The organism is Terrimonas ginsenosidimutans, from assembly GCF_022012415.1.
GTDB classification, from domain to species: Bacteria; Bacteroidota; Bacteroidia; order Chitinophagales; family Chitinophagaceae; genus Terrimonas_A; species Terrimonas_A ginsenosidimutans.
Window position 1 is genome coordinate 323,525 of the sequence record NZ_JAKLTR010000006.1, and the last position, 21,679, is coordinate 345,203.

The window sequence follows — 21,679 nt, forward strand, 5'->3', positions numbered from 1 at the left end:
GTTTGGAAGGTTTCGAGGTTCCTTAGACCGCCGTTAACTGATTCCGTGCATTAATGAAAAAGGTTTGAGCGTACTTAACTGTACACTCAAACCTTAATTTCTTGAATAACTTTATGTTGTACTACCCTTGGGAACTTATACAATTTCCGGACCTCTGAAACTTCTCAAACCTGTCCTCCGTTCCTCAGATCATTTCACTCTGCAGTGAAGGGTTCTTTACATCAGACAGTTTCTCTGCGTGTTCTTTCGCTGCTTTAATAAAGTTCACAAAGACAGGCTGAGGGCTTTCCACAGTGCTTTTCAGCTCGGGGTGATATTGCACACCAATGAAAAACGGGTGATTGGGAAGCTCGACGATCTCCACCAAGCCTGTTGCCGGGTTTTTACCGCTCGCTACCATTCCGGCTTTTTCGAATTGCTCCAGGTAGCTGTTGTTGAATTCCCAACGGTGACGGTGGCGTTCGCTCACATTAGCTTTGCCATAAATTTTATAAGCAAGTGTGCCTTCCTTGACAACACAAGGATATGCGCCCAGTCTCATGGTACCGCCTTTTGCCGTGATCTCTTTCTGTTCTTCCATCAGGTCGATCACCGGGTTCGGGGTTTGCGGATCCATTTCTGTTGAATGAGCATCTTTCAGCCCGATCACGTTTCTCGCATATTCGATCACAGCCATCTGCATACCAAGACAGATCCCGAAGAATGGCAGCTTTTTCTCACGTGCGTATTTCACCGCAATGATCTTTCCTTCCACGCCACGCATCCCGAAACCAGGAGCAACGAGCAGTCCATCCAGACCACCCAGTTTTTCCTTCACATTTGTATCGGTGATGTATTCGCTATGTACATTCTGGATCTGGACCTCACATTCGTTCATTGCACCTGCATGTACAAATGCTTCAAGGATTGATTTATAGGCATCCTGCAGCTCAAGGTATTTGCCGATCAAACCGATCGTCACCTTGTTCTTCGGATATTTCAGCTTGTCCAGGAATTCCTTCCATTTGACCAGTTCAGGCTCCTGTGTTGGCGTGATGTTGAACTTCTTCAGACAGATCATGTCCAGCTTCTCCCGCATCATCATTAACGGAACTTCATAGATCGTCGACGCATCGATCGATTCTATAACCGCCTCAGGTTTTACATTACAGAAAAGAGCGATCTTCCTGCGGATCTCAGGATTGAGAGACCTCTCAGTTCTGCAAACAATAATATCGGGGTGCACACCTTCCTGGCTCAGCATTCTTACGCTGTGCTGGGTTGGCTTTGTCTTTAATTCTTTTGCCGCTTTCAGATAAGGGATCAGTGTAAGATGGATCACTACAGTGTCTTCTTCGGGCAATTCCCACTGTAGTTGACGTACAGCCTCCACAAATGGTAAGCTTTCGATATCACCAACGGTACCACCGATCTCCGTGATCACCACATCATATTTATCACCCTGGCCCAGCACCATCATGCGGCGCTTGATCTCATCAGTGATATGCGGAACAACCTGCACGGTTTTTCCGAGGTACGCTCCTTCCCTCTCCTTATTAATTACAGTCTGGTAAATACGACCAGTCGTCACATTGTTTGCCTGAGAAGTGAATATATTCAGGAAACGCTCATAGTGACCGAGATCAAGATCGGTTTCAGCGCCATCCTCCGTTACATAACACTCACCATGCTCGTAAGGGTTCAGTGTACCCGGGTCTACGTTGATATAGGGGTCAAATTTCTGGATTGTAACTCTTAATCCTCTCGCCTGTAGCAGTTTTGCCAAAGACGCTGCGATGATCCCTTTACCAAGTGACGAAGTAACTCCCCCCGTAACAAATATATATTTAGCCATAACCGGTCAATTTATTTTCTAAAATTCACAAAAAAAGGGTCCTTAAACAGCTCTGCGTAAACATTACTGTTAATTAAACTATGAGAACCGTTTTAGAATAAAGCTTGTTGAAAAATGTCGCCCAACCGACCATCCGAAAGAGATTTTTCTGGGAAAATTTCCGGGAGGTCATGCAAAGTTAATTCAATTTTTCGCGCCAGCGAAAATCTTAGTTTTTTTTTGTGAAAAACTGATATTTTGTGGGTCTGTAAAACCACCATAAACCTAACCCATGCAGTTCATTACGCGGAATCTCCGGGCTCATGGCCTCATGATCATCCTGTTATTTTTTTCAGTATCCGGTTTCGGTCAGTGGGACGAGCCAAAGCTTATCCCGATGAAGTTGTCCGCCGGTCCGGCAATAGGATCTTTGCCTGCAGCTGAATTCCTGGTACATGATGTCCGTTTCGATACATCTTCGATCGGCCTGGAAGAATCTGCGCAGGAATTGCGGCTGATCAAATTGGCGAAAGGGTTTCATGGTACCATCGCTAATTTCATTACAACACGCGCTCCACTTGATAAAAACAATCCGTTCACCCTTCATTGCTTTATTAAAAAGATGATGCTGTCGAATCATATCTATCTGTCTTCAACGGAGGATAAGCAAAAAAAATTCGACATGACCGAACTGCCCGGTATATTGTTCGCAGCCGAACTCTATTTGCAGGATAATAACACCAACCTCTATACGCCGGTATTTCGATTCGATACAACGATCACCGGTAACAGGCAGGTGAATTATGGTGGAGGTCAGTCTTATACAGAAGCAGCGCTGGATGCCTTTGTACAAAAAATGGTACAGGCTAACTGGGATAAGCATCGGAATAACGCCCGGAAACTTGAGCCTAAACAGCTGAATGAACATTATACCAGGCGCTTCGGGATCCCGGTATTAAAGAATCCGGAACCAGTCAGGGGACTTTATCTTTCTTATGATGATTTCCGGAACAATAAACCAACCGTGATCGATTTCACTGTTGAAGAAGGCAGTAAAGGCGATTTTCTCTACATAAAGAATGACAAAGGAGATCAGATCTTACAGCATGAACTTTGGGGCTACTGCGATGGGAAAGATATGTTCATCTATTCCGCAAGCAATTATTTCAAACTTCAAAGAAGTGCGAATGGTTTTATCATCTACGGCGCAAAAGATTACACAGCACGAAGAGCCCTGCGGTTAAATTTTTCCGCGGTAGATCTGATCAGCCCTAATTCAAATTATTCAAAGGGCAGAACACGTACAAAATACCATCTCGATCAGTCGTTCCTTCAACTTGATATGGAAACCGGAGAATTATTCTGATGTCCGGCAAATAATTTAAATGGCGAACCACGCCCCAGTAACCTATCAAATAGGTAGAGAAATAACGAAGCATTATCTTTATAAAAAACAAGGTATGGGAAAACGTATTGCCATCATCGGCGGAGGTAATCTTGGAACGGCTATAGCAGAAGGGTTATTGAACAGCGGATTCAGTAAGGCCGGAGATCTCACCATCACCAAACGGAATGTGGCTACATTAAAACCTCTGAAAGAAAAAGGGGTTCATGTTACAGACGACAATACAGAAGCTGTAAATAAAAATGAGATCATCATTCTTGCTGTTAAACCATTCCAGGTGGCAGATGTACTCAGATCAGTAAAAGAATCGCTGAACGAAAACAAAACGCTGATCTCTGTGGTGACCGGTGTACTGCTCGCAGACATGGAAGAACTGGTGGGCAAGAAGCTGACCTATTTCCGTGCGATGCCGAATACAGCGATCGCCATCCAGGAAAGCATGACCTGCATCTGCAGTAAGAACGCGGATAAAGCAACAGCAAAATATGTAAACGATCTGTTCAGCACATTGGGCAAGATCGTCACCATCGATGAAAAGCTGATGGAAGCCGCGACCATCCTTGGCGCCTGCGGCACGGCTTATGCCATGCGTTATATCCGCGCAAACATACAGGGTGGTATTGAGATCGGTTTTGACGCCACCACCGCCTCACTCATCGCTGCCCAAACCGTAAAAGGCGCCGCCGAACTGCTTCTCAAAAAAGGCACCCACCCCGAACAGGAAATAGATAAAGTAACCACTCCAAAAGGATGCACCATCGCCGGCCTCAACGAAATGGAACACCGGGGATTCAGTTCGTCGCTGATCCGGGGCGTGGTGGCGAGTTATAAGAAGATTGCGAAAGACTGAGATTCGTTGACCGTTGTCCGTTGACCGTTGACCGTTGACCGGAAGGCGAGACAAGAGAATTCGAATTTGCCTATAAAAAAAGAGAAGAGCTTTTCTTTGATAAAAGCCCTTCTCTTTTTTATTTCTTCACGGTCAACGGTCAACGGACAACGGTCAACGAATCAGATCGCCGTCAGTGCCGATCCCGCATCCTCTTTCGCCAGATAATTCTCAATCGCGGTATCATAAGTGTCTTTCCACCAGTCGATCGTTCCCCAGAAGTCGCCGTCAACAGCGATTTCGCCGCTGCTTACCACACCGATCTTTTCGAAAGGTATATTAAGGGCGGCTTCGAAAGCCTGCACATTGGCCAGTGCAACGGTAACGATCGCGCGGCTCTGACCTTCGCCATAGAGGAATGCATCTTTGCGGATGCCACCTTTGGTGGAGACAGAGAAACCGAGTTCGCGGTTGAAGCCGCTTTCGCAAAGTGTTACATACACGCCACCTTCGCTTACATCATGTACAGAACGCACCAGTTTGCTTTTGATCAGCGAAGCGAGTTGTTGCTGCAGCGCATATTCTTCTTCCAGTTCGAAATGCGGAGCGGGAGAATATTTCACACCCTGCACACGATGGAGGTATTCTGATGAATTGATATCGTCAGTGATATTACCCAATACATAAATGATATCGCCCTCTTCTTTAAAGTCGAGCGTCATCTTCTCGCGGATATCTTCCAGCAGACCAACCATACCGATGGTTGGCGTTGGATTTACCGGACCATCCGGGTTCTGATTGTAAAAGCTCACGTTACCACCAGTAACGGGCGTATCGAATCTGCGGCAGGCTTCGCCCATGCCCTTGATGGCGTTGACGAACTGATAGTATACTTCAGGATCATAAGGGTTACCGAAGTTGAGGCAGTTCGTAACACCAAGTGGCAATCCACCACTGCAGACGATATTACGGGCTGCTTCGCTCACCGCGATCATCGTCCCCTTGTATGGATCGGCAAATACATAGCGGCTGTTACAATCCGTCGTAACGGCCAGGCCTTTTGTTGTGCCTTTTACCGCAACAACGGCTGCATCGGTCGGTGTATTGGTGGAAGTGTTCACTGTTCCAACCATGCTGTCATACTGTGTATAGATCCAGCGTTTGGAAGCGATAGAAGGAAGTGCGATGATCTTTTCAGCAATAGCTTTCAGATCTTCAGGAACGGCAACAGATTCTGGTTTGAACTTAGCGATCTCTGCGAGGTACTTCGGTTCGCGGTATTCGCGGTCATACTGAGGAGCGCCGCCACCCAGTACCAGTTCGTTTGCGGGAAGAGAAGCATCAAGCTCTCCGTTCATATAGAAATCCAGCATTCCGTCTTCGGTTACTTCACCGATCACGGAACAAGGAAGATCCCATTTTTCAAAAACACGTTTTACCTCTTCTTCGCGGCCTTTTTCCGCAACGAGCAGCATACGTTCCTGGCTTTCGCTAAGGAGCAGTTCCCAGGTTTTCATTTCACTCTGGCGAGTTGGAACTTTGTCCAGGTCGATACGCATTCCCACCCCACCTTTCGCGCTCATTTCCGCGGTGGAGCAGATGATGCCTGCGGCACCCATATCCTGCATTCCCACTACGGCACCGGTCTGGATCACTTCCAGGCAGGCTTCTAGCAGTTTCTTTTCCTGGAACGGATCTCCTACCTGAACGGCGGGAAGGTCCTGGGCGCTTTCCGCCGTGATATCAGCGGATGCAAAAGAAGCACCTCCGATACCGTCCTTGCCGGTTGCACTACCCACGAACATGACGGGATTGCCTTTTCCGAGGGCAGTGGCAGAAACGGTTTCACCATTCTTTACAATACCTACGCTCATCGCATTCACCAACGGATTGGTATGGTAGGATTCATCAAAATATATTTCCCCGCCAACAGTTGGTACGCCAAAGCAGTTGCCGTAATGGCCAATGCCGTGCACCACGCCGGAGAGCAGGTGTTGAGTTTTATCTTCTTCGAGCTTGCCGAAACGGAGAGAGTTCAGGGAAGCGATCGGGCGTGCACCCATGGTGAAGATATCCCGGTGGATACCGCCGACACCGGTAGCTGCCCCCTGGAATGGTTCGATCGCTGAAGGGTGATTATGTGACTCGATCTTGAATACAACGCCAAGGCCGTCACCGATATCCATCAATCCCGCATTTTCCTCACCGGCTTTTACCAGCATTCTGCCGCCTTCACGGGGCAGCGTTTTAAGCCATTTGATAGAGTTCTTATAACTGCAATGTTCGCTCCACATGCCGCTGAATGCGCAGAGTTCATTGAAGTTCGGGGTACGCCCCAGTTTCTGTTTGATCAGTTCAAATTCCTCTTCAGTCAGTCTGAGCTGCTGCGCCGTTTTTGCTGTTATTTCCATGTAGAAGATTGATTGGAGAAGCCGCAAAATTAAGGAAAGCAGGGCTAAGTCAAAAGTCAAATTAAAAAGTAAAAAAAGTGACCTCGCCCGGAAGAAGCCTCTTTTTTACTGTTGACTTTTTACTTTTTTACCTGATTACGCTTTGATTAGCAATCACTAATTCACCGATTATTTTTATTTTGCAGCAAAACAGCTGCTGTTGGAATATTTCCTTTTTGTAATCTATCTCGTGGTCTTCTCCTGGTTTGTTACGCGGACCCGTTTTTTCAATCAGTCGGGATTGAACAAAGATCAGCTGGTGATCCTTTTTCTGGCGAAAGTAATGGCCGGGATCTTTTACGGGTGGGTTGGAATTTATTATGGCAGCTACGCAGAGATGGTGGATACCTGGGCTTATCATTATCACTCGCTGGAAGAATTGAAGCTACTTACAGACCATCCTTCGGAATATTTCACCAACCTGTTTCACTCGAGCCAGCCCAGCACAAGAATGGACGTATTCCTGGGGTCTGACAACTCATACTGGAATGATCTGAAAACGCTGGTATTGATCAAGATGCTGTCCATCTTTGACATATTCAGCATGGGAAATTATTATGTGAATGTAATTTTCTACTCTTACATCACTTTATTCGGACCGATCGCGCTTTACAGGGTTTTCAAAGAAGTCTTTCCGGAAAAAAAATTACTGGTACTGGCGGCCATCTGCCTGGTACCTTCTTTTTTGTACTGGACATCCGGAATTCATAAAGAAGGGCTTATTTTTTTAAGCATTGCGCTGATCATATACCATGTGTTCAAAGCGTTAGAGCAGCAACGCTGGGCATTAAAGCGGTGGCTGGGTATCCTTCTCGCATTCTTCATATGCCTGTTACTGCGCAACTTCCTGCTGATACTGATCCCGCCGGCGCTTGTTGCCTGGCTGATCGCGCGCAGGTTCCCGGAACGGAAGCTGACCTGCTTCCTGGTTGTTTACGCAATCGGCAGCATCCTGTTCTTCTGCCTTCAGTACATTCACCCTGCGCTTGATTTTCCTCAGTCAGTGGTCGACAAGCAGCAGGCGTTTCTGCAGCTGAAGGGAACAACCAGCATTCCCATACGTGAACTGAAACCGACGGTGATGAGTTTTATCATCAACACGCCACAGGCGATCACCTTATCTACATTCCGGCCCTACCCTCCCGATATTCATCACTTCTTTTCAATGACCGCCGCAGTGGAGATCCTGATCCTGCTGGTGCTGTTCATTATTTCCATCGTATGGCATGACCCGACGGCAACGCGGGACAGGAATGTGGTCTACTTTTGTGTCTTTTTTGCGATCAGTTTATTGCTGACGATAGGCTTCAGCGTGAACAATCTTGGAGCGATCGTCCGATACCGGAGTGTCGCCATACCGCTGCTGATACCGATCGTTGTGGCATGCACAGACTGGCAAAGAGTGCCATTTCCCTCCATCCTTAACATTAAGAAAATAAATAATCCAAATAAATCCTGAGAAGATTTTAAAAATATTTGGTTTAGCAACTCCATTTTTTAAGTTTTTCCACATTTTTTCTAATAAAATCCAGATTGTGTAAAAAAAATTGGCTTAATTCCTCTAATTCCTTTGCTTTGCTGAAAACTAGAAAAAATATGTCTCTTCGGTTTAATGCAATCTCCAAACTCAGCACTTCTCCGGCGACTGAGGTAGAGGAATCAAAAAAAATTACCACGATCTTCAACAGTAATGTGTTTACGTTGAAAGTAGCGCGTGAGTTCCTGAGTGATGAAGCTTATAAAAGCCTGGTGGGTTCTATTAAAGCGGGTCAGAAAATTGACCGTGCGGTAGCGGCTCAGATTGCGAATGGTATCCGTGCATGGGCGGAGAGCAAAGGTGTAACGCACTTTACGCACTGGTTCCAGCCACTGACAGGCACCACTGCTGAAAAGCATGATTCATTCTTTACGCTGAAAAGCGATGGAACGCCGATCGAACAATTTGAAGGTGATGCATTAATTCAACAGGAGCCTGATGCTTCTTCATTCCCGAATGGCGGTCTGCGTGCAACTTTCGAAGCCCGCGGATATACTGCATGGGATCCGGGTTCTCCTGCCTTTATCATGGAGATCGGTACCGGCAAAACTCTTTGCATTCCAACTGCATTCATCTCTTACACAGGTGAATCACTTGACTATAAAGCACCATTGCTGAAAGCGATCGAAGCATTGAACAATGCTGCGGTTGACGTATGTAACTATTTCGATAAAAATGTTGATAAGGTTTCTGCAACCCTTGGTTGGGAGCAGGAATATTTCGTGGTAGACGAAGCATTGTTCAATGCACGTCCTGACCTCGTAATGTGCGGACGCACTGTATTCGGTCATAACTCTGCGAAGAATCAGCAGCTGGAAGACCACTACTTCGGATCAATTCCTGAAAGAGTGTATGCTTACATGCGTGACCTCGAAACAGAATGTTACAAACTGGGTATTCCACTGCGTACACGTCACAATGAGGTGGCGCCTGCACAGTTCGAGTGCGCTCCTATCTTTGAAGAGATCAACCTCGCGGTTGACCACAATACATTGCTCACAGACATCATGAACAGGGTGGCACTTCGTCACAACCTGCGCGTGTTGCTGCATGAGAAACCATTTGCCGGCATCAACGGTAGCGGCAAGCACAACAACTGGTCTATGGCTACCAACACAGGCGTAAACCTGCTGGCTCCTGGTAAAACGCCAAAGACCAACCTGATGTTCCTGACTTTCTTCGTGAATACGATCAAAGCGGTACATGATTATGCAGATCTGATGAGAGCGTCTATCGCTTCTGCTCCGAACGATCACCGTTTGGGTGCAAACGAAGCGCCTCCTGCGATCATCTCTGTATTCATCGGTCAGTATCTCACTAAAGTTTTGCAGGATGTAAAAGAAAGAGTGGGTAACAAATTCGATGAGCAGGATGAAAGCATGCTGAAGATCGACATCCACAAAAGCATTCCTGAACTGCTGATGGATAATACAGACCGTAACAGGACTTCACCATTTGCATTCACTGGCAATAAATTCGAGTTCCGCGCGGTTGGTTCTTCTGCAAACTGTGCTAACCCGATGACTATTCTGAACACTGTAATGGCTGAAACGCTGAAAACATTCAAGAAAGATGTTGATGCGCTGATCGAAAAAGGCGAGAAGAAAGAGATCGCGATCATGCACGTGATCCGCGAGTATATCGTTGCAAGCGAAAAAGTACTGTTCGAAGGCGATGGTTACAGCCAGGCCTGGGAAAAAGAAGCAGAGAAAAGAGGTCTTCCAAACGTGAAAACAACTCCCCTGGCTCTTGACGCAATGGTCACTGAAAAAGCTAAAAGCCTGTTCGAAACAAACAATATCTATACGCATTCAGAGCTGGAAGCGCGTCATGAGATCGAGCTTGAAAAATACATCAAGAAAGTACAGATCGAAAGCCGCATCATGGGTGAACTGGCAACCAGCCATATCCTCCCCCCTGCTATCCGTTATCAGAACCTGCTGGCGAAAAACATCGCTGGTCTGAAAGAAGCGGGCCTGTCTGAGTCTGCTTACAGCAATCAGAAACAGATCCTCGATAAGATCTCTGAGCACATCAACAAAGCAAGTGATCTGGTTGAAAAAATGATCGAAGCAAGAAAGATCTGCAACGCAATGGATAACACCCGCACAAAAGCGATCGCTTATCAGGCGCAGGTAAAAGATACTTTCTTTGACGAGATCCGCTACCACGTCGACAAGCTTGAATTATTAGTAGACGATAAAGAATGGTATCTGCCTAAGTACAGGGAGCTGCTGTTCCTGAGATAAGTTTAACACACATGAGAAAGCCCAAGAGCCTCTGGATCATTCCGGAGGCTTTTTTAATTGCCATAATAAAAAAAGTAAAAAAGCTTCTGCCGGCATTGAACTGCCATCAGAAGCTTTTTACTTTTTACTTTGACTTTTTACTTTTCTCCCCCTACTTCAGTTTGAAAGATTCGAGGAATTTTGTATTGAAGTCTCCGCTGCGGAAACGTTCGTCCTGCATCAATTGCAGATGAAATGGAATAGTTGTTTTAACACCTTCGATAACGTATTCGCTGAGTGCCCGGTACATGGTATCGATGGCCTCATTACGGGTACGCGCTACAGTGATCAGTTTCCCGATCATAGAATCGTAATACGGAGGGATCACATATCCTGCATAGGCATGGCTGTCTACTCTTACGCCGTGACCTCCCGGCTGATGTAATGTAGTGATGCGGCCTGGTGAAGGGCGGAAATCGTTATAAGGATCTTCAGCATTGATACGGCATTCGATAGAGTACATCTGGGGGATATAATCATCGCCGGAAATGCGTTCACCCATGGCGATCTTGATCTGTTCTTTGATCAGGTCGAAGTTGATCACTTCTTCTGTAACGCAATGCTCCACCTGGATACGTGTGTTCATTTCCATGAAGTAGAAGTTCCTGTGTTTGTCTACCAGGAATTCTATGGTACCCACACTTTCATAGTTGATAGCAGATGCCGCTTTTTTTGCAGCTTCTCCCATTTTGAAGCGGAGTTCGTCTGTCATGAATGGTGAAGGAGATTCTTCCACCAGTTTCTGGTGACGGCGCTGGATAGAGCAGTCACGCTCGCTAAGGTGGCAGACATTGCCATACTGGTCACCGGCAACCTGTATTTCGATGTGGCGTGGTTCTTCCACAAATTTCTCCATGTAGATCCCATCGTTCTTGAAAGCGGCAGCAGCTTCAGCTTTAGCGGTGTCGTATGCTTTTTCCATATCGCTTTCTTCCCAGACGATACGCATGCCTTTGCCACCACCACCGGCTGTTGCTTTAAGGATCACGGGATAGCCCATGTTCTTTGCGAGGCCTTTTGCTTCTTCAATGCTTTTGAGGAGGCCTTCGCCACCGGGAACAACGGGTACACCGGCTTTGATCATGGTTTCTTTTGCGGTGATCTTATCACCCATGCCATTGATCATATCGGCGGTTGGTCCGATGAATTTAATTCCATGATCATTACAGATACGGGCGAATTTGGCATTCTCAGCCAGGAAACCGTATCCGGGGTGCACAGCGTCAGCATTGGTGATCTCCACCGCAGCCATGATATGTGCAATATTGAGGTAAGAATCGCTGCTCTGTGGTTTACCGATACAGACCGCCTCATCAGCAAATTTTACATGAAGGCTGTCACGGTCTGCAGTGGAGTAAACGGCAACGGTTTTGATGCCCATCTCCCTGCAGGTTCTGATCACACGAAGGGCGATCTCACCACGGTTAGCGATAAGTATTTTTTTAAACACGAATAACAATTAAAGATTAAAAAAAACAAACCCAGCGTTAAGTTTAAAAGTTTAAATGTTTAATAGTTTAATAGTTAACTCCCGAACGAGCAACGATTAAACTTTTAAATCTTTAAACAATTAAACTATTATGGTTCAACCAGGAACAGCGGTTGATCGTACTCAACCGGTGAAGCATCTTCAACCAGTACTTTCACGATCTTGCCGCTAACCTCGCTTTCAATTTCATTGAACAGTTTCATGGCTTCGATGATGCAAACCACTTTACCTACGCTCACTTCGTCACCCACTTCTGTAAAGTTGGGTTTATCTGGTGAAGCCTTGCGGTAGAAGGTGCCGATCATCGGACTCTTGATAGTGATAAGGTTGGAAGGAAGCGCCGATTCCGTGGATTTTGCTTTTTCAGCTGCAGGAGCTGTAGAAGCGGCAGCGGCTGGAGGCGGGGCTGAGTAAGCAGGAGCAACCGGAGCAGCAGCCTGAACAACCTGGGTGATCTGCTCTTCTTTTTGTTTGATCGTTACTTTAAAATCTTTCTGTTCGATCGTAACCTCTCCGATATTGGATTTGTTGATCATTTTGATCAATTCCTGGATCTGTTTAAAGTCCATGTTTTTCAATTTAACAGGTATTTTATTTTACTAAACAGATCATAACGTCGCCTCTTGTTGAAATTATGTTATGATCCGGGGTTAACTCATTCGAATTCAAAATTCAAAAGTAAAAATTAAAAAAACAAGGCTGCACTGGAACAAGGGATGTTACAAGTGTTCGTTTTTGAATTTTTAATTTTGAGTTTTTACTTATTTGAGGCGGCTAAGATAGGGAAATCGAAGTCAGCAAATCAAGTATTTTTTCCTGTTTTTAGCCGAAAACAGCCCAAAATTCATAAAAAATGGCCTGAAATCGATCGATTCCAGGCCATTTTCTTATAAAATGAGGTCTTACTCTTTTACTCTTTCTACGTACTCACCGGTTTTTGTATTCACCCGGATCAGTTCGCCTTCGTTTACAAACAGGGGAACGCTCACTGTAGCACCTGTTTCAACGGTCGCAGGTTTCAGGGTTCTTGTAGCGGTATCGCCTCTCAGACCTGGCTCGGTATAAGTTACCAGCATCACGATCTTATCAGGAAGCTCCACGCTCATTGGCTGTTCTGTTTCAGTATTGAAGAGAACAGAAACTTCCTGTCCGTCTTTCAGGAACTGTGGTGCATCTACAAGGTTTTCCTGCAGGGCGATCTGCTCAAAAGTTTCCTGGTCCATAAAATTGTAACCGGTATCATCCTTATAAAGGAATTGATACGCTCTTTTTTCAACACGAACCGGGTAGATCGTATCTCCTGAGTTCCATGTTTTTTCGATAGAACGGTTATTGTCAACGCCTTTCAGCTTTGCCCACACTTTCGCTGCCGCACGCGCCGTTTTGTTTTCACCAAACTCAACAACGGTATAAAGGCTGCCATCCAGTTTGACGATCAGGCCGCGGCTGATATCTGCAGTATTTGCCATAAAAAATCTTTTTGAGGCGGCAAAGATAGGGTTTGGGTTTCGTACGGCAAAAGACGGGTTTGGGGAGGTTACAAACCTTCCCTTCCTGCTTCCCTTCTAACATCCCTCCCCATACGGTGCGGTTGGAGGTGCTTCTCCGTAATTCTTTTTAAAACGTTCTATGTCTTTAGCATTGCTGGTGTTGTACATATCCCACTTACCGTTGCGGAAGTAGATCTGGATATAGACATCATTCTTTTTGATGCTGGCTTGCTGATATCCGGGAGTCAGCCCGCCAGTAGTGACGTCAACTACCTTTCCCCAGGATACCCTGGAAACGTTTGCATGACGCTTTACGAAACTCAGTTCGCTGGCGGTTGGCTTGTGCGATGAGATCCCGCCAACTGCAGGAGGTTGTGGTGGCTCGGGAAGTTCACCATATTTCTTTTCAAATGCTGCTTTCTGCCTGGCATCGTTCAGGTCGTAAGACTCTGTCTTTCCGTTTTTGAGAGTCACCGTCGCACTTCCGTTTGTCACCTGCATACTGGATACATTGGCCGGTAATTTTGGCGCTTTCGGAGGAGCAGGCGGTTGAGCTGGCATAGATGCATTGCGCGGCACAGCCGGAGGTGGAGGCGGAGGCGCGGGAGCATCACCCGGCGCAGCAGGCGCTTGTGCGCTGAACGGTGCAACAGGTGGCGGCTCTACCGGAGGCGGCGGAGGTGGTGGCGGCACTTCTCCATACAGGTTCTCATACCGCGCGAGATCCTTATTCCAGTCTGCAAGCGGAACAGTTTTCACTATTTTCCTGTTTGCATCTCTTACTACCACGACATCCCCCCGTTTTACTGAGATATTATATCCTTTTTCGTTGACCAGCAGCGGAATTGTATCTGCTGATGTAATGGGAGCAACAGCGGAAGTTGCGGACGGCAGGTCATAACTGTCTGGTTTTGCAGCCGCGTCAGGTGTACTGACAGCAGCAATGCTACTTTCCGGAGAAACTGATTGTGACCGGTCCGGCGCCGTATTATCCGATCGGGTTTGTGAGCGGAATGCAAGTAGGAGAACGGCCACCGCTGGGCCGATCAGCAACAAACGCAACAAGTGGCGCTTCGATGTCTGAGCTTTGTTCATCATGGCTATACGTTTTTTTAATGAAGAAAAATTAAACTGGCTGGCTATACTAAAGTGATTATGACCGATAACTTTTAAGAGCATATATTGATACTGCTTTCTGTCGAGACCGCTTTTCAACACCTGCTCATCCGCAATGAATTCAAGGTTCTGCCTGACACTTTTGCGCAGTAACCAGACAAAAGGGTTATACCAGTTGATCATGCACAACACTTCTGCCCACATGATATCGATACTGTGCTTTTGTTTTACGTGTACAAATTCATGGCGGATGATCTCACGGAGTTCATCTTCGTTATGAAGATTATGATTGATGAAAATGGCATTACCAAACGAAAAAGGAATGATGTTCTTATCAACCTGGTAGATCCTGGTTTGCCCTTCTGAAAGCAGCCTCGCCTGACGACGGATCCGCACAAATGAGATATAGCGGACACAGAACAGAACGACCAGCACCATTGTTCCCGCTACCAGTACAAGCAACAATGCATCCCATGTATCATAGGCAGAAACAGCTACAGGCTGGTTGATGGCCTCATCTGTTTGAACAACCTGCCATGCGGGAATGCTCATGAACCGGTCTTTGCTCCATTGATTTGCTTCGAGCGCCGGCGTGATATTGATCAGCGGAATGATAAAACACAGCGCGGGATATATCAGCAGGTAAATACGGTTACAATTATAGAATGTCAGCTTGCGCAACAGCAAATGATAGAAGAGATACACCAGCGCAAGGCTGAATGAAAGTTTGATCAGGTATTGTATGATAACTGGCATCAGATAAGTTTTTGAAAAGCTTATTTATTTCCTTTCTCGATCATATCGATTATGTCTTTCAACTCCTGGGTAGATAATTTCTTTTGCTCTACGAAGAAGTTCACGAGTTCTGTATAAGAGTTGTCGAAGTATTCTTTTACTACACTCCCCATGAATTTCTTTTTGTACTCCGCTTCGGAAATTGCAGGCCTGTACAAATAGGTATTGCCGGAAAGACGACTGTTCAGATAGCCTTTCTTTTCCAGGTTCTTAATGGTAGAGGCAACAGTCGTATACGGCAAAGCGGTTTCCATCTGCTCCATGAATGACTTGATATTTCCCTCACCTGTTCTCCAGATCGCGAGCATGGCTTCTTCTTCCTGTATCGTCAGCTTTTCCATATCTACGAATTTTTCGTAAATATTACGATATTTTCGTAGACTCCCAAATATTTCTTTTCCTGAAATGTTAAAATGGGCGGCAGCAGGTTATGAAAAAATTAGAACCGTTCTGATTACGATGTGATTGCAAACAAAATCCGTTTCTTTGGGGTATGAAAAGAATAGCTTTACACACTTCGCGGATCATAGCGGTTTTATTTCTGACAGTTATAGGTATGAAAGGCTTCAGCCAGGTAGACTCTACCTCTCCCCCATTCAAGAAATTCCCGACATTTCCCCCGGTAAAGCTGTTACTGGTTGACAGTGTGACTACCTTCTCCAAAACAGATCTGAACAAGAAGAAGCCCACGATGATCATGCTGTTCAGTCCCGATTGTGATCACTGTAAACACGAAACGGAGGAGTTGATCAAGCGCATCGATGATTTTAAAGATGTACAGATCCTGATGATCACCCCGATGCCGTTTGAAAATATGAGGGAGTACTATCAGCATTTCGGTTTGGCGAAATATTCCAATATCAAAATGGGCCGGGATACGAAGTTCATGCTGCCAACCTTTTACAATATGAGGTTCTTTCCATTCCTGGCATTTTATAATAAGAAGCAGGAGTTGATATCTGTATTTGAGGGAAACATGCCGATGGATAAGATACTGGAAGAGTTGAAGAAGTAGCCCCGCATTATCAGGCGTGGACGTTTCTGAAAATTTGATTGGCGTAATAGGAACGCGGCCCGCCGCGTTCCTATTACGCCTCCGAATTCCGGAAAATAACATCTGCCGGACAAACATAATCTCTCAAAAACTTCCAAACGGCCAGTTTTCGCTTAATTTTGCCCCCGCCATCCCGCTTTCGCCAAGGCAACGGCGGACCTGGCAGAATTAATTTCCTCATTCTCTAAATTTTTCGTTCATGAAAGTAACTGTTGTAGGTGCAGGAGCAGTAGGAGCCACTTGTGCCGATAATATTGCCCGCAAAGAACTGGCAACTGAACTGGTATTACTGGATATTAAAGAAGGAATTGCTGAAGGGAAGGCACAGGATATGATGCAGACTGCCGCCCTGCTGGGATTTGACACGAAGATCACTGGCTCTACGAATGACTACACAAAAACTGCCGGAAGTGATGTGGTGGTGATCACCTCAGGTCTGCCTCGCAAACCAGGTATGACCCGCGAAGAACTCATCGGTGTGAACGCCGGTATCGTGAAAGGTGTTACTGAAAACATCCTGAAACATTCTCCCAATGCGATCATCATCGTGATCAGCAACCCAATGGACACAATGACCTACCTGGCGCTTCAGTCAACCGGTCTCCCTAAAAACCGGATCATCGGTATGGGTGGAACATTGGATAGCGCACGTTTCAAATATCAACTCAGCCAGCACCTGGATTGCAGCCCTGCTGACCTGAACGCTGTTGTAGTGGGTGGCCATGGCGATACTACCATGATCCCACTGATCCGTTTGGCAACATGGAACTCTGTTCCGGTTACACAATTCCTCAGTGAAGAAAAACAAAAACAGATCGTTGCTGATACAATGGTTGGCGGTGCAACCCTCACCAAACTCATTGGCACTTCTGCATGGTATGCACCAGGCGCTGCCGGAGCTGCTCTTGTTGAAGCCATCGTCCGCGACGAAAAGAAACTCTTTACCTGCTGCGTTTCCCTCGAAGGTGAATACGGCCAGAAAGATATCTGCCTCGGCGTTCCTGTGATCATCGGCAGAAACGGCTGGGAAAAGATCATCGACTTCAAACTGAACGAAGCTGAGCAGGCTGAATTTGAGAAAAGCGCTGCGGCTGTGAGAAGTATGAATGATGTGTTGAAGACTTTGTAATTGTTAAGTCGGATCGGTTTGTTCGATGGCCGATGACCGATGACCGATGGCCGATGACCGATGGCCGATGGCCGATGACCGATGACCGATGGCCGATGACCGATGACCGATGGCCGATGGCCGTTGACCGTTGACCGTTGACCGCGAAGAAATAAAAAGCGAAGGGCTTTGTCTTTGACAAAGCCCTTCGCTTTTTATTTCTATACGAATACCCAATTTCCCTGCAAATCGTTTCCCGCCGGTCAACGGACAACGGTCAACGGTCAACGAACATCCCTACTTCGCAATATCATCATTCGCCACTCCCCTCTTCCTCGAAACGTTCTCCGTAAGCTTGCCAAAGTTCCAGCGGAGGCTGAAGCTGATATTGCGGACCACGCTGCGGCTGAAGCCACTGCGGATAAAGTTTTCATCCTGGAAGAAGGAGCGCCAGTCCTGGTATTTGCGGAAAAGGTTGACCGTGGAAATGCCGACTGTCAGCTTTTGATTGAATAGCTTGTAGTTGGTTCCGATATTATAGCTGAAGTTACGCCCACCCTGTCCCTGCAATTGCGGATCGGACTGATAGAAATAGCCTGATATAAAGGCGGTCCATTTTTTATTAAACTGGTAGCTGGTATTGGCGTGCGCATAACCACCAAAGCCACTGTTCCGCTGATCAGGCCGATGACGGTTCTTCAAGGTGGTATACCGTACACCAGTGCCCGTGCTGAAGCTCAGTTTTTTGGTGAATTTTGTAGAGATGTTGATGTTCAGACCGGTTACCCTTGCAATACCTGCGTTCTCGGTGATGGTTGCAGCAACACCAGTGGCATCATCAAATACTGTATACCGGGTGATCTGGCGGTTGCTGAGGCTTTGCGACAAACGGACATTGATGTTGGTGTTCCCTTTGAACACAGAATAGCCAGACTCAATGGCATGAATGATGTCAGGACCCAGGTTCGGATTACCATAACTGATATTGAACGAGTCTGTATTGGAGACAAACGGATTCAGATCCCATATATACGGCCTGCGCAATCTCTTGGTGTACGACAATGTGATATTATGGATCTTATTGAATTTGCGCGATAGAAACACATTTGGCAAGAACGTTCCGTAATCCTGTTGAACGCGTGTACCTGTCTTTACAAAATCTCCATCGATATGAGTTTGCTCAAAACGGCCTCCCATTTTAAAGCTGATCGTTTTCCATTTGAATGAATAGGTCGCGAATGCACTATACACATCCTGTCGATAGTTGAAGTTGTTGGAATTGGTTTCGTCTTCGATATACTCCTGCGATTTGTCATACCTGATCATACTGGTATAATCTGAATAGGCTTTGCGAAAAATGGACTTTACGCCTGTTTCGAGCTTATTACCGTTTTTGAATGGATGCGTATAATCAAGCTGCATCGTGCCCTGCCTGTTAGGTGCGCTGTTATCATTCAATACAAACCTGTCTGCGCCGGGATTCAGCTGTTCGCTGGTAGAGTAGCTGTCGTCTTTTGAGTCATCATAGTACGCTTTGAAAGAAAGCTCCCGTCCTGCAACGCCTCTCAATTTGCGAACGTAGTCGAGGCCAAGGTTGTAGCCCGGATAGTTGTAATCACTCGCGGTATTCAGGAAGCTTTCCTGAACGCCTCCATTAGCAGGCAGCGAGGTTAAATACCGCGTATTGTTTTCTCCATTTCCTCCACCGCCGTTCAACCCCGCATTAATGCTGAGAGTATTGAGGCTGTCAATATCCCAGGCGAATTCGAGATTACCATATCTGTGATTGTATTCACTTTGTCCGCGGCTATCGGAGATGCGTTTATGAAATGCAACGGGCTTCAATGATTCTACTTCTGAATGGCTGTTGTATTCAGGAGGTCTTCCTCCACCCATGCCATAGTAACCCGACAATCCCATCTTTCCATATTTCACATTGAAACTACCGCTGGCATTATAAGTATTGGTTGTATTGTATGATACACCTGCACTGCCATTATAGCCCATTACTTTTTTCTGCGTGATGATATTGATCACGCCCCCTACTCCTTCACCATCATATTTGGAGGATGGATTTGTGCTCACCTCTACTTTTTTGATCAGGCCTGCGGGAAATGATTTCAAAGCCTCCTTGAGGTTCCTGGCAAACATGGCTGTTTCTTTTCCATTCAGTAATACCCTGAAATTCGTCTGCCCATTCAGCTGGATATTCCCGTCACCATCAACAGAAACAAACGGTGTTTTGCGTAATACATCCACTGCTGTCAATCCTTCGAGAGAGGGATCGGTTTCTGAGTTGAAGATCATCTTCTCATCTTCCTGTTCCAGCAGCGGCTTCCTGATAGAGCCGCTGACGACCACTCCTGTCATCTGTTTGGATTCCGGGATCAACACCACCGGCTCCATTTCTATATTGGTCTGAAGTGAATCCACTTTCAGATCTGCTTCCATTTCACGATAACCAGAATAGGTCACAATAACTTTATACTGACCCGTATCAACATCGGTGAATTCAAATTTCCCTTTACTGTTTGAAAAAAGATTCTGTAAGGGTTTTTGTGTATTGCTGGCTTTATAAAGACCAACGGTAGCCCATGGTACGGGTTTACTATTACTGCTATCTATCAGCAAACCTGTAATTTTTTTCCTGTATTGCGCATCGGAGTTGAAGGCATTGAGAAGAATGGACAATACACAGATCGTCCATCGCAGTTGGTTTGATGAAAATTTCATGCAGAATGGTTTGATGGTTGGTTAGAGCAGGGCAATAACGTCCCTGCCCGTTGCGGGATTGTTTTTTGCAAAGCTTGAAAGTGTTAAGACTTATTTAAAGTCGACGGTGCATTGATTGCAGGTGATGTTGAAGACGGTGTGTTTACCGGTTGTATCACCACCGGATCCTTTGAATTGAGCGGGACCTATTCTGCCGATTTTGAGCTGGTCGTACCTGGCGATTATATCGTTGATCGCTTTTGCCTTTTTTTCAACCGGTGTTTTCAGCACTTCAAGCCGCAGCTCATCAAAACGCTCCTGCGAAAGCCCGCCATGTGTAACTTTTTTTGCAGTAGCTGTTGTGCTCGTCAATTCAGCTCTTAAATCTGCAGTGTTCACCGGCTCAAGCGTAAGCTCTACCTCTGTGGTCCCCTGCTTTTCAAAAGGAGCGAACACTGTCGAGTTGTCTCCTTTAAATGCGACCTGGAAGTTTGGTGTCCCCTTCACGGGTAAACGAAGATCAGCATACTTGTCATTAACCTTTACTGATTCCACATCAGCCGTGATCGTTCTGATCTTTATATCAGCATTCGTGCCTTCGATATCAATTGACTTCAGCAATTTACCGATCCGAAGATCTCCATAGATTTTCCTTCCATCAACTCTTGCGATCTCGTCAACAATAATACGGTCACTTTGACTGCGCAGGTAAAGTTGTTCGCCTCCTTCATAATCGATCTCGGAACTTTTTGAATCAAGATCAACAGAGCGTATCGCACCTGCGGTAAAGCTTCCGCTCTCCAATTCAAGTTCTGCTTCACCTACATCAGAAATATTGATATTATAAAGATCGGCGGCAATGTTCAGTTTACGGAAGTTTCTTGCATCCAGGTTGCTGCGGGACATTTTGAAACGGCCTTCGTCAATATCATTTACAATAAGAAGGTTTGTATACCGGTTGTCGATATCAAGGCGACAACTATCAGGCAGATAAATAGTCATCTTGCGTGTAGCGGATTCTGACCATCTCGATTCTTCAACGCCGGATTGATAAAGATCAGGCAGTTTTTCATAGAGGACCATGCCCTGACCACTTGTGGCCAATGCGTTTTCCTTTCCATCAACAACGATCTTCTTTATCCTGTTAGATATTCTTTCCGGAATTGGAGGGTTGACTGATTGGATCTCGACACGGTTGCCAAAGGATTTCAAACCAAGACCACCGGTCTCCATTAATTCTTCTTCGGTGATCGTTGCCGATTTTTTTTCTTCGACGTTTACCAAAGCCACGATCCTGACTTTTGCTTCGGGCCAGGTCCTGATTTCAATATTCCTTACCGTATTCACAATTTTGATCAGGGCATTTTTATCTGCCGGCACGTCCTTCGATACTTCACGTACTATTCTTTTCACTGTATCAGAATAATCGGGCGATGTGGAGTATAGATTTCTTTGCCTGCCAGGCTGAGCCTTTACTGCATTCAGGTTCTCGGTAGCGAATTTGCCCGACTGGTTTTGCTGCGCAATACTTTCGCCGTGCATAAAGCTCAGACAAAAGCTGATTAAAAAAACAGCAACTATTTTTTTCATGAC

General features: G+C 46.0%; 16 protein-coding genes. 6 read left to right on the forward strand and 10 right to left on the reverse strand.

Annotated elements, in window-relative coordinates; translation table 11 throughout:
- Positions 1-184: 184 nt before the first annotated feature.
- Positions 185-1,834: a CTP synthase gene (pyrG, locus tag LZZ85_RS11890; RefSeq protein ID WP_237871918.1), complete on the reverse strand. Its 1,650-nt coding sequence runs from the start codon at positions 1,832-1,834 to the stop codon at positions 185-187.
- A 271-nt stretch (positions 1,835-2,105) separates the two neighbouring features.
- Here pyrG and LZZ85_RS11895 point away from each other — a divergent pair, with 271 nt between their 5' ends.
- Positions 2,106-3,179, forward strand: a complete 1,074-nt coding sequence (locus tag LZZ85_RS11895) for a hypothetical protein (RefSeq protein ID WP_237871920.1) — start codon at positions 2,106-2,108, stop codon at positions 3,177-3,179.
- 94 nt (positions 3,180-3,273) lie between these two features.
- On the forward strand, positions 3,274-4,068 hold the full coding sequence (proC, locus tag LZZ85_RS11900) for a pyrroline-5-carboxylate reductase (RefSeq protein WP_237871922.1): 795 nt from the start codon (positions 3,274-3,276) through the stop codon (positions 4,066-4,068).
- Positions 4,069-4,229: 161 nt separating this feature from the next.
- Here proC and purL read toward each other — a convergent pair whose 3' ends face one another.
- A complete protein-coding gene (gene purL, locus LZZ85_RS11905) occupies positions 4,230-6,458 on the reverse strand; it encodes a phosphoribosylformylglycinamidine synthase subunit PurL (protein ID WP_237871924.1) in 2,229 nt (742 codons plus the stop codon).
- Positions 6,459-6,657: 199 nt separating this feature from the next.
- Here purL and LZZ85_RS11910 point away from each other — a divergent pair, with 199 nt between their 5' ends.
- On the forward strand, positions 6,658-7,956 hold the full coding sequence (locus LZZ85_RS11910) for a hypothetical protein (protein ID WP_237871926.1): 1,299 nt from the start codon (positions 6,658-6,660) through the stop codon (positions 7,954-7,956).
- 137 nt (positions 7,957-8,093) lie between these two features.
- Complete coding sequence (locus LZZ85_RS11915) at positions 8,094-10,283, forward strand: glutamine synthetase III family protein (RefSeq protein ID WP_237871929.1); 2,190 nt, start codon at positions 8,094-8,096, stop codon at positions 10,281-10,283.
- 151 nt (positions 10,284-10,434) lie between these two features.
- On the opposite strand, the gene accC is transcribed toward LZZ85_RS11915, so the two are convergent.
- From accC to LZZ85_RS11945, 5 genes are all read right to left on the reverse strand, one after another.
- On the reverse strand, positions 10,435-11,772 hold the full coding sequence (gene accC, locus LZZ85_RS11920; RefSeq protein ID WP_237871931.1) for an acetyl-CoA carboxylase biotin carboxylase subunit: 1,338 nt from the start codon (positions 11,770-11,772) through the stop codon (positions 10,435-10,437).
- Positions 11,773-11,900: 128 nt separating this feature from the next.
- The gene (gene accB / locus LZZ85_RS11925; RefSeq protein WP_237871933.1) at positions 11,901-12,380 is read right to left on the reverse strand and encodes an acetyl-CoA carboxylase biotin carboxyl carrier protein; all 480 of its coding nucleotides are present in this window, start codon (positions 12,378-12,380) and stop codon (positions 11,901-11,903) included.
- 333 nt (positions 12,381-12,713) lie between these two features.
- Positions 12,714-13,280, reverse strand: coding sequence for an elongation factor P (gene efp / locus LZZ85_RS11930; protein WP_237871935.1), 567 nt, complete (start codon positions 13,278-13,280; stop codon positions 12,714-12,716).
- Between the two features lie 96 nt (positions 13,281-13,376).
- Positions 13,377-15,173, reverse strand: coding sequence for a M56 family metallopeptidase (locus LZZ85_RS28595; RefSeq protein WP_284698427.1), 1,797 nt, complete (start codon positions 15,171-15,173; stop codon positions 13,377-13,379).
- 20 nt (positions 15,174-15,193) lie between these two features.
- The gene (locus LZZ85_RS11945) at positions 15,194-15,553 is read right to left on the reverse strand and encodes a BlaI/MecI/CopY family transcriptional regulator (protein WP_237871937.1); all 360 of its coding nucleotides are present in this window, start codon (positions 15,551-15,553) and stop codon (positions 15,194-15,196) included.
- A 152-nt stretch (positions 15,554-15,705) separates the two neighbouring features.
- On the opposite strand from LZZ85_RS11945, the gene LZZ85_RS11950 reads away from it, so the two are divergent.
- Positions 15,706-16,227, forward strand: a complete 522-nt coding sequence (locus LZZ85_RS11950) for a TlpA family protein disulfide reductase (protein WP_237871939.1) — start codon at positions 15,706-15,708, stop codon at positions 16,225-16,227.
- 238 nt (positions 16,228-16,465) lie between these two features.
- Positions 16,466-17,395 (forward strand): malate dehydrogenase, encoded by a 930-nt coding sequence (gene mdh, locus LZZ85_RS11955; protein WP_237871940.1) that lies wholly within the window; start codon positions 16,466-16,468, stop codon positions 17,393-17,395.
- Positions 17,396-17,398: 3 nt separating this feature from the next.
- Here the strand turns inward: mdh and LZZ85_RS28790 are convergent, their stop codons facing one another.
- The 3 genes from LZZ85_RS28790 to LZZ85_RS11965 all read right to left on the reverse strand — a co-directional run bounded on the left by LZZ85_RS28790 (position 17,399) and on the right by LZZ85_RS11965 (position 21,676).
- The gene (locus tag LZZ85_RS28790; protein WP_432422764.1) at positions 17,399-17,662 is read right to left on the reverse strand and encodes a hypothetical protein; all 264 of its coding nucleotides are present in this window, start codon (positions 17,660-17,662) and stop codon (positions 17,399-17,401) included.
- A gap of 9 nt (positions 17,663-17,671) precedes the next feature.
- Positions 17,672-20,107, reverse strand: coding sequence for a TonB-dependent receptor (locus LZZ85_RS11960; protein ID WP_237871942.1), 2,436 nt, complete (start codon positions 20,105-20,107; stop codon positions 17,672-17,674).
- Between the two features lie 90 nt (positions 20,108-20,197).
- Complete coding sequence (locus LZZ85_RS11965; RefSeq protein ID WP_237871944.1) at positions 20,198-21,676, reverse strand: DUF4097 family beta strand repeat-containing protein; 1,479 nt, start codon at positions 21,674-21,676, stop codon at positions 20,198-20,200.
- Between the last annotated feature and the right edge of the window lie 3 nt (positions 21,677-21,679).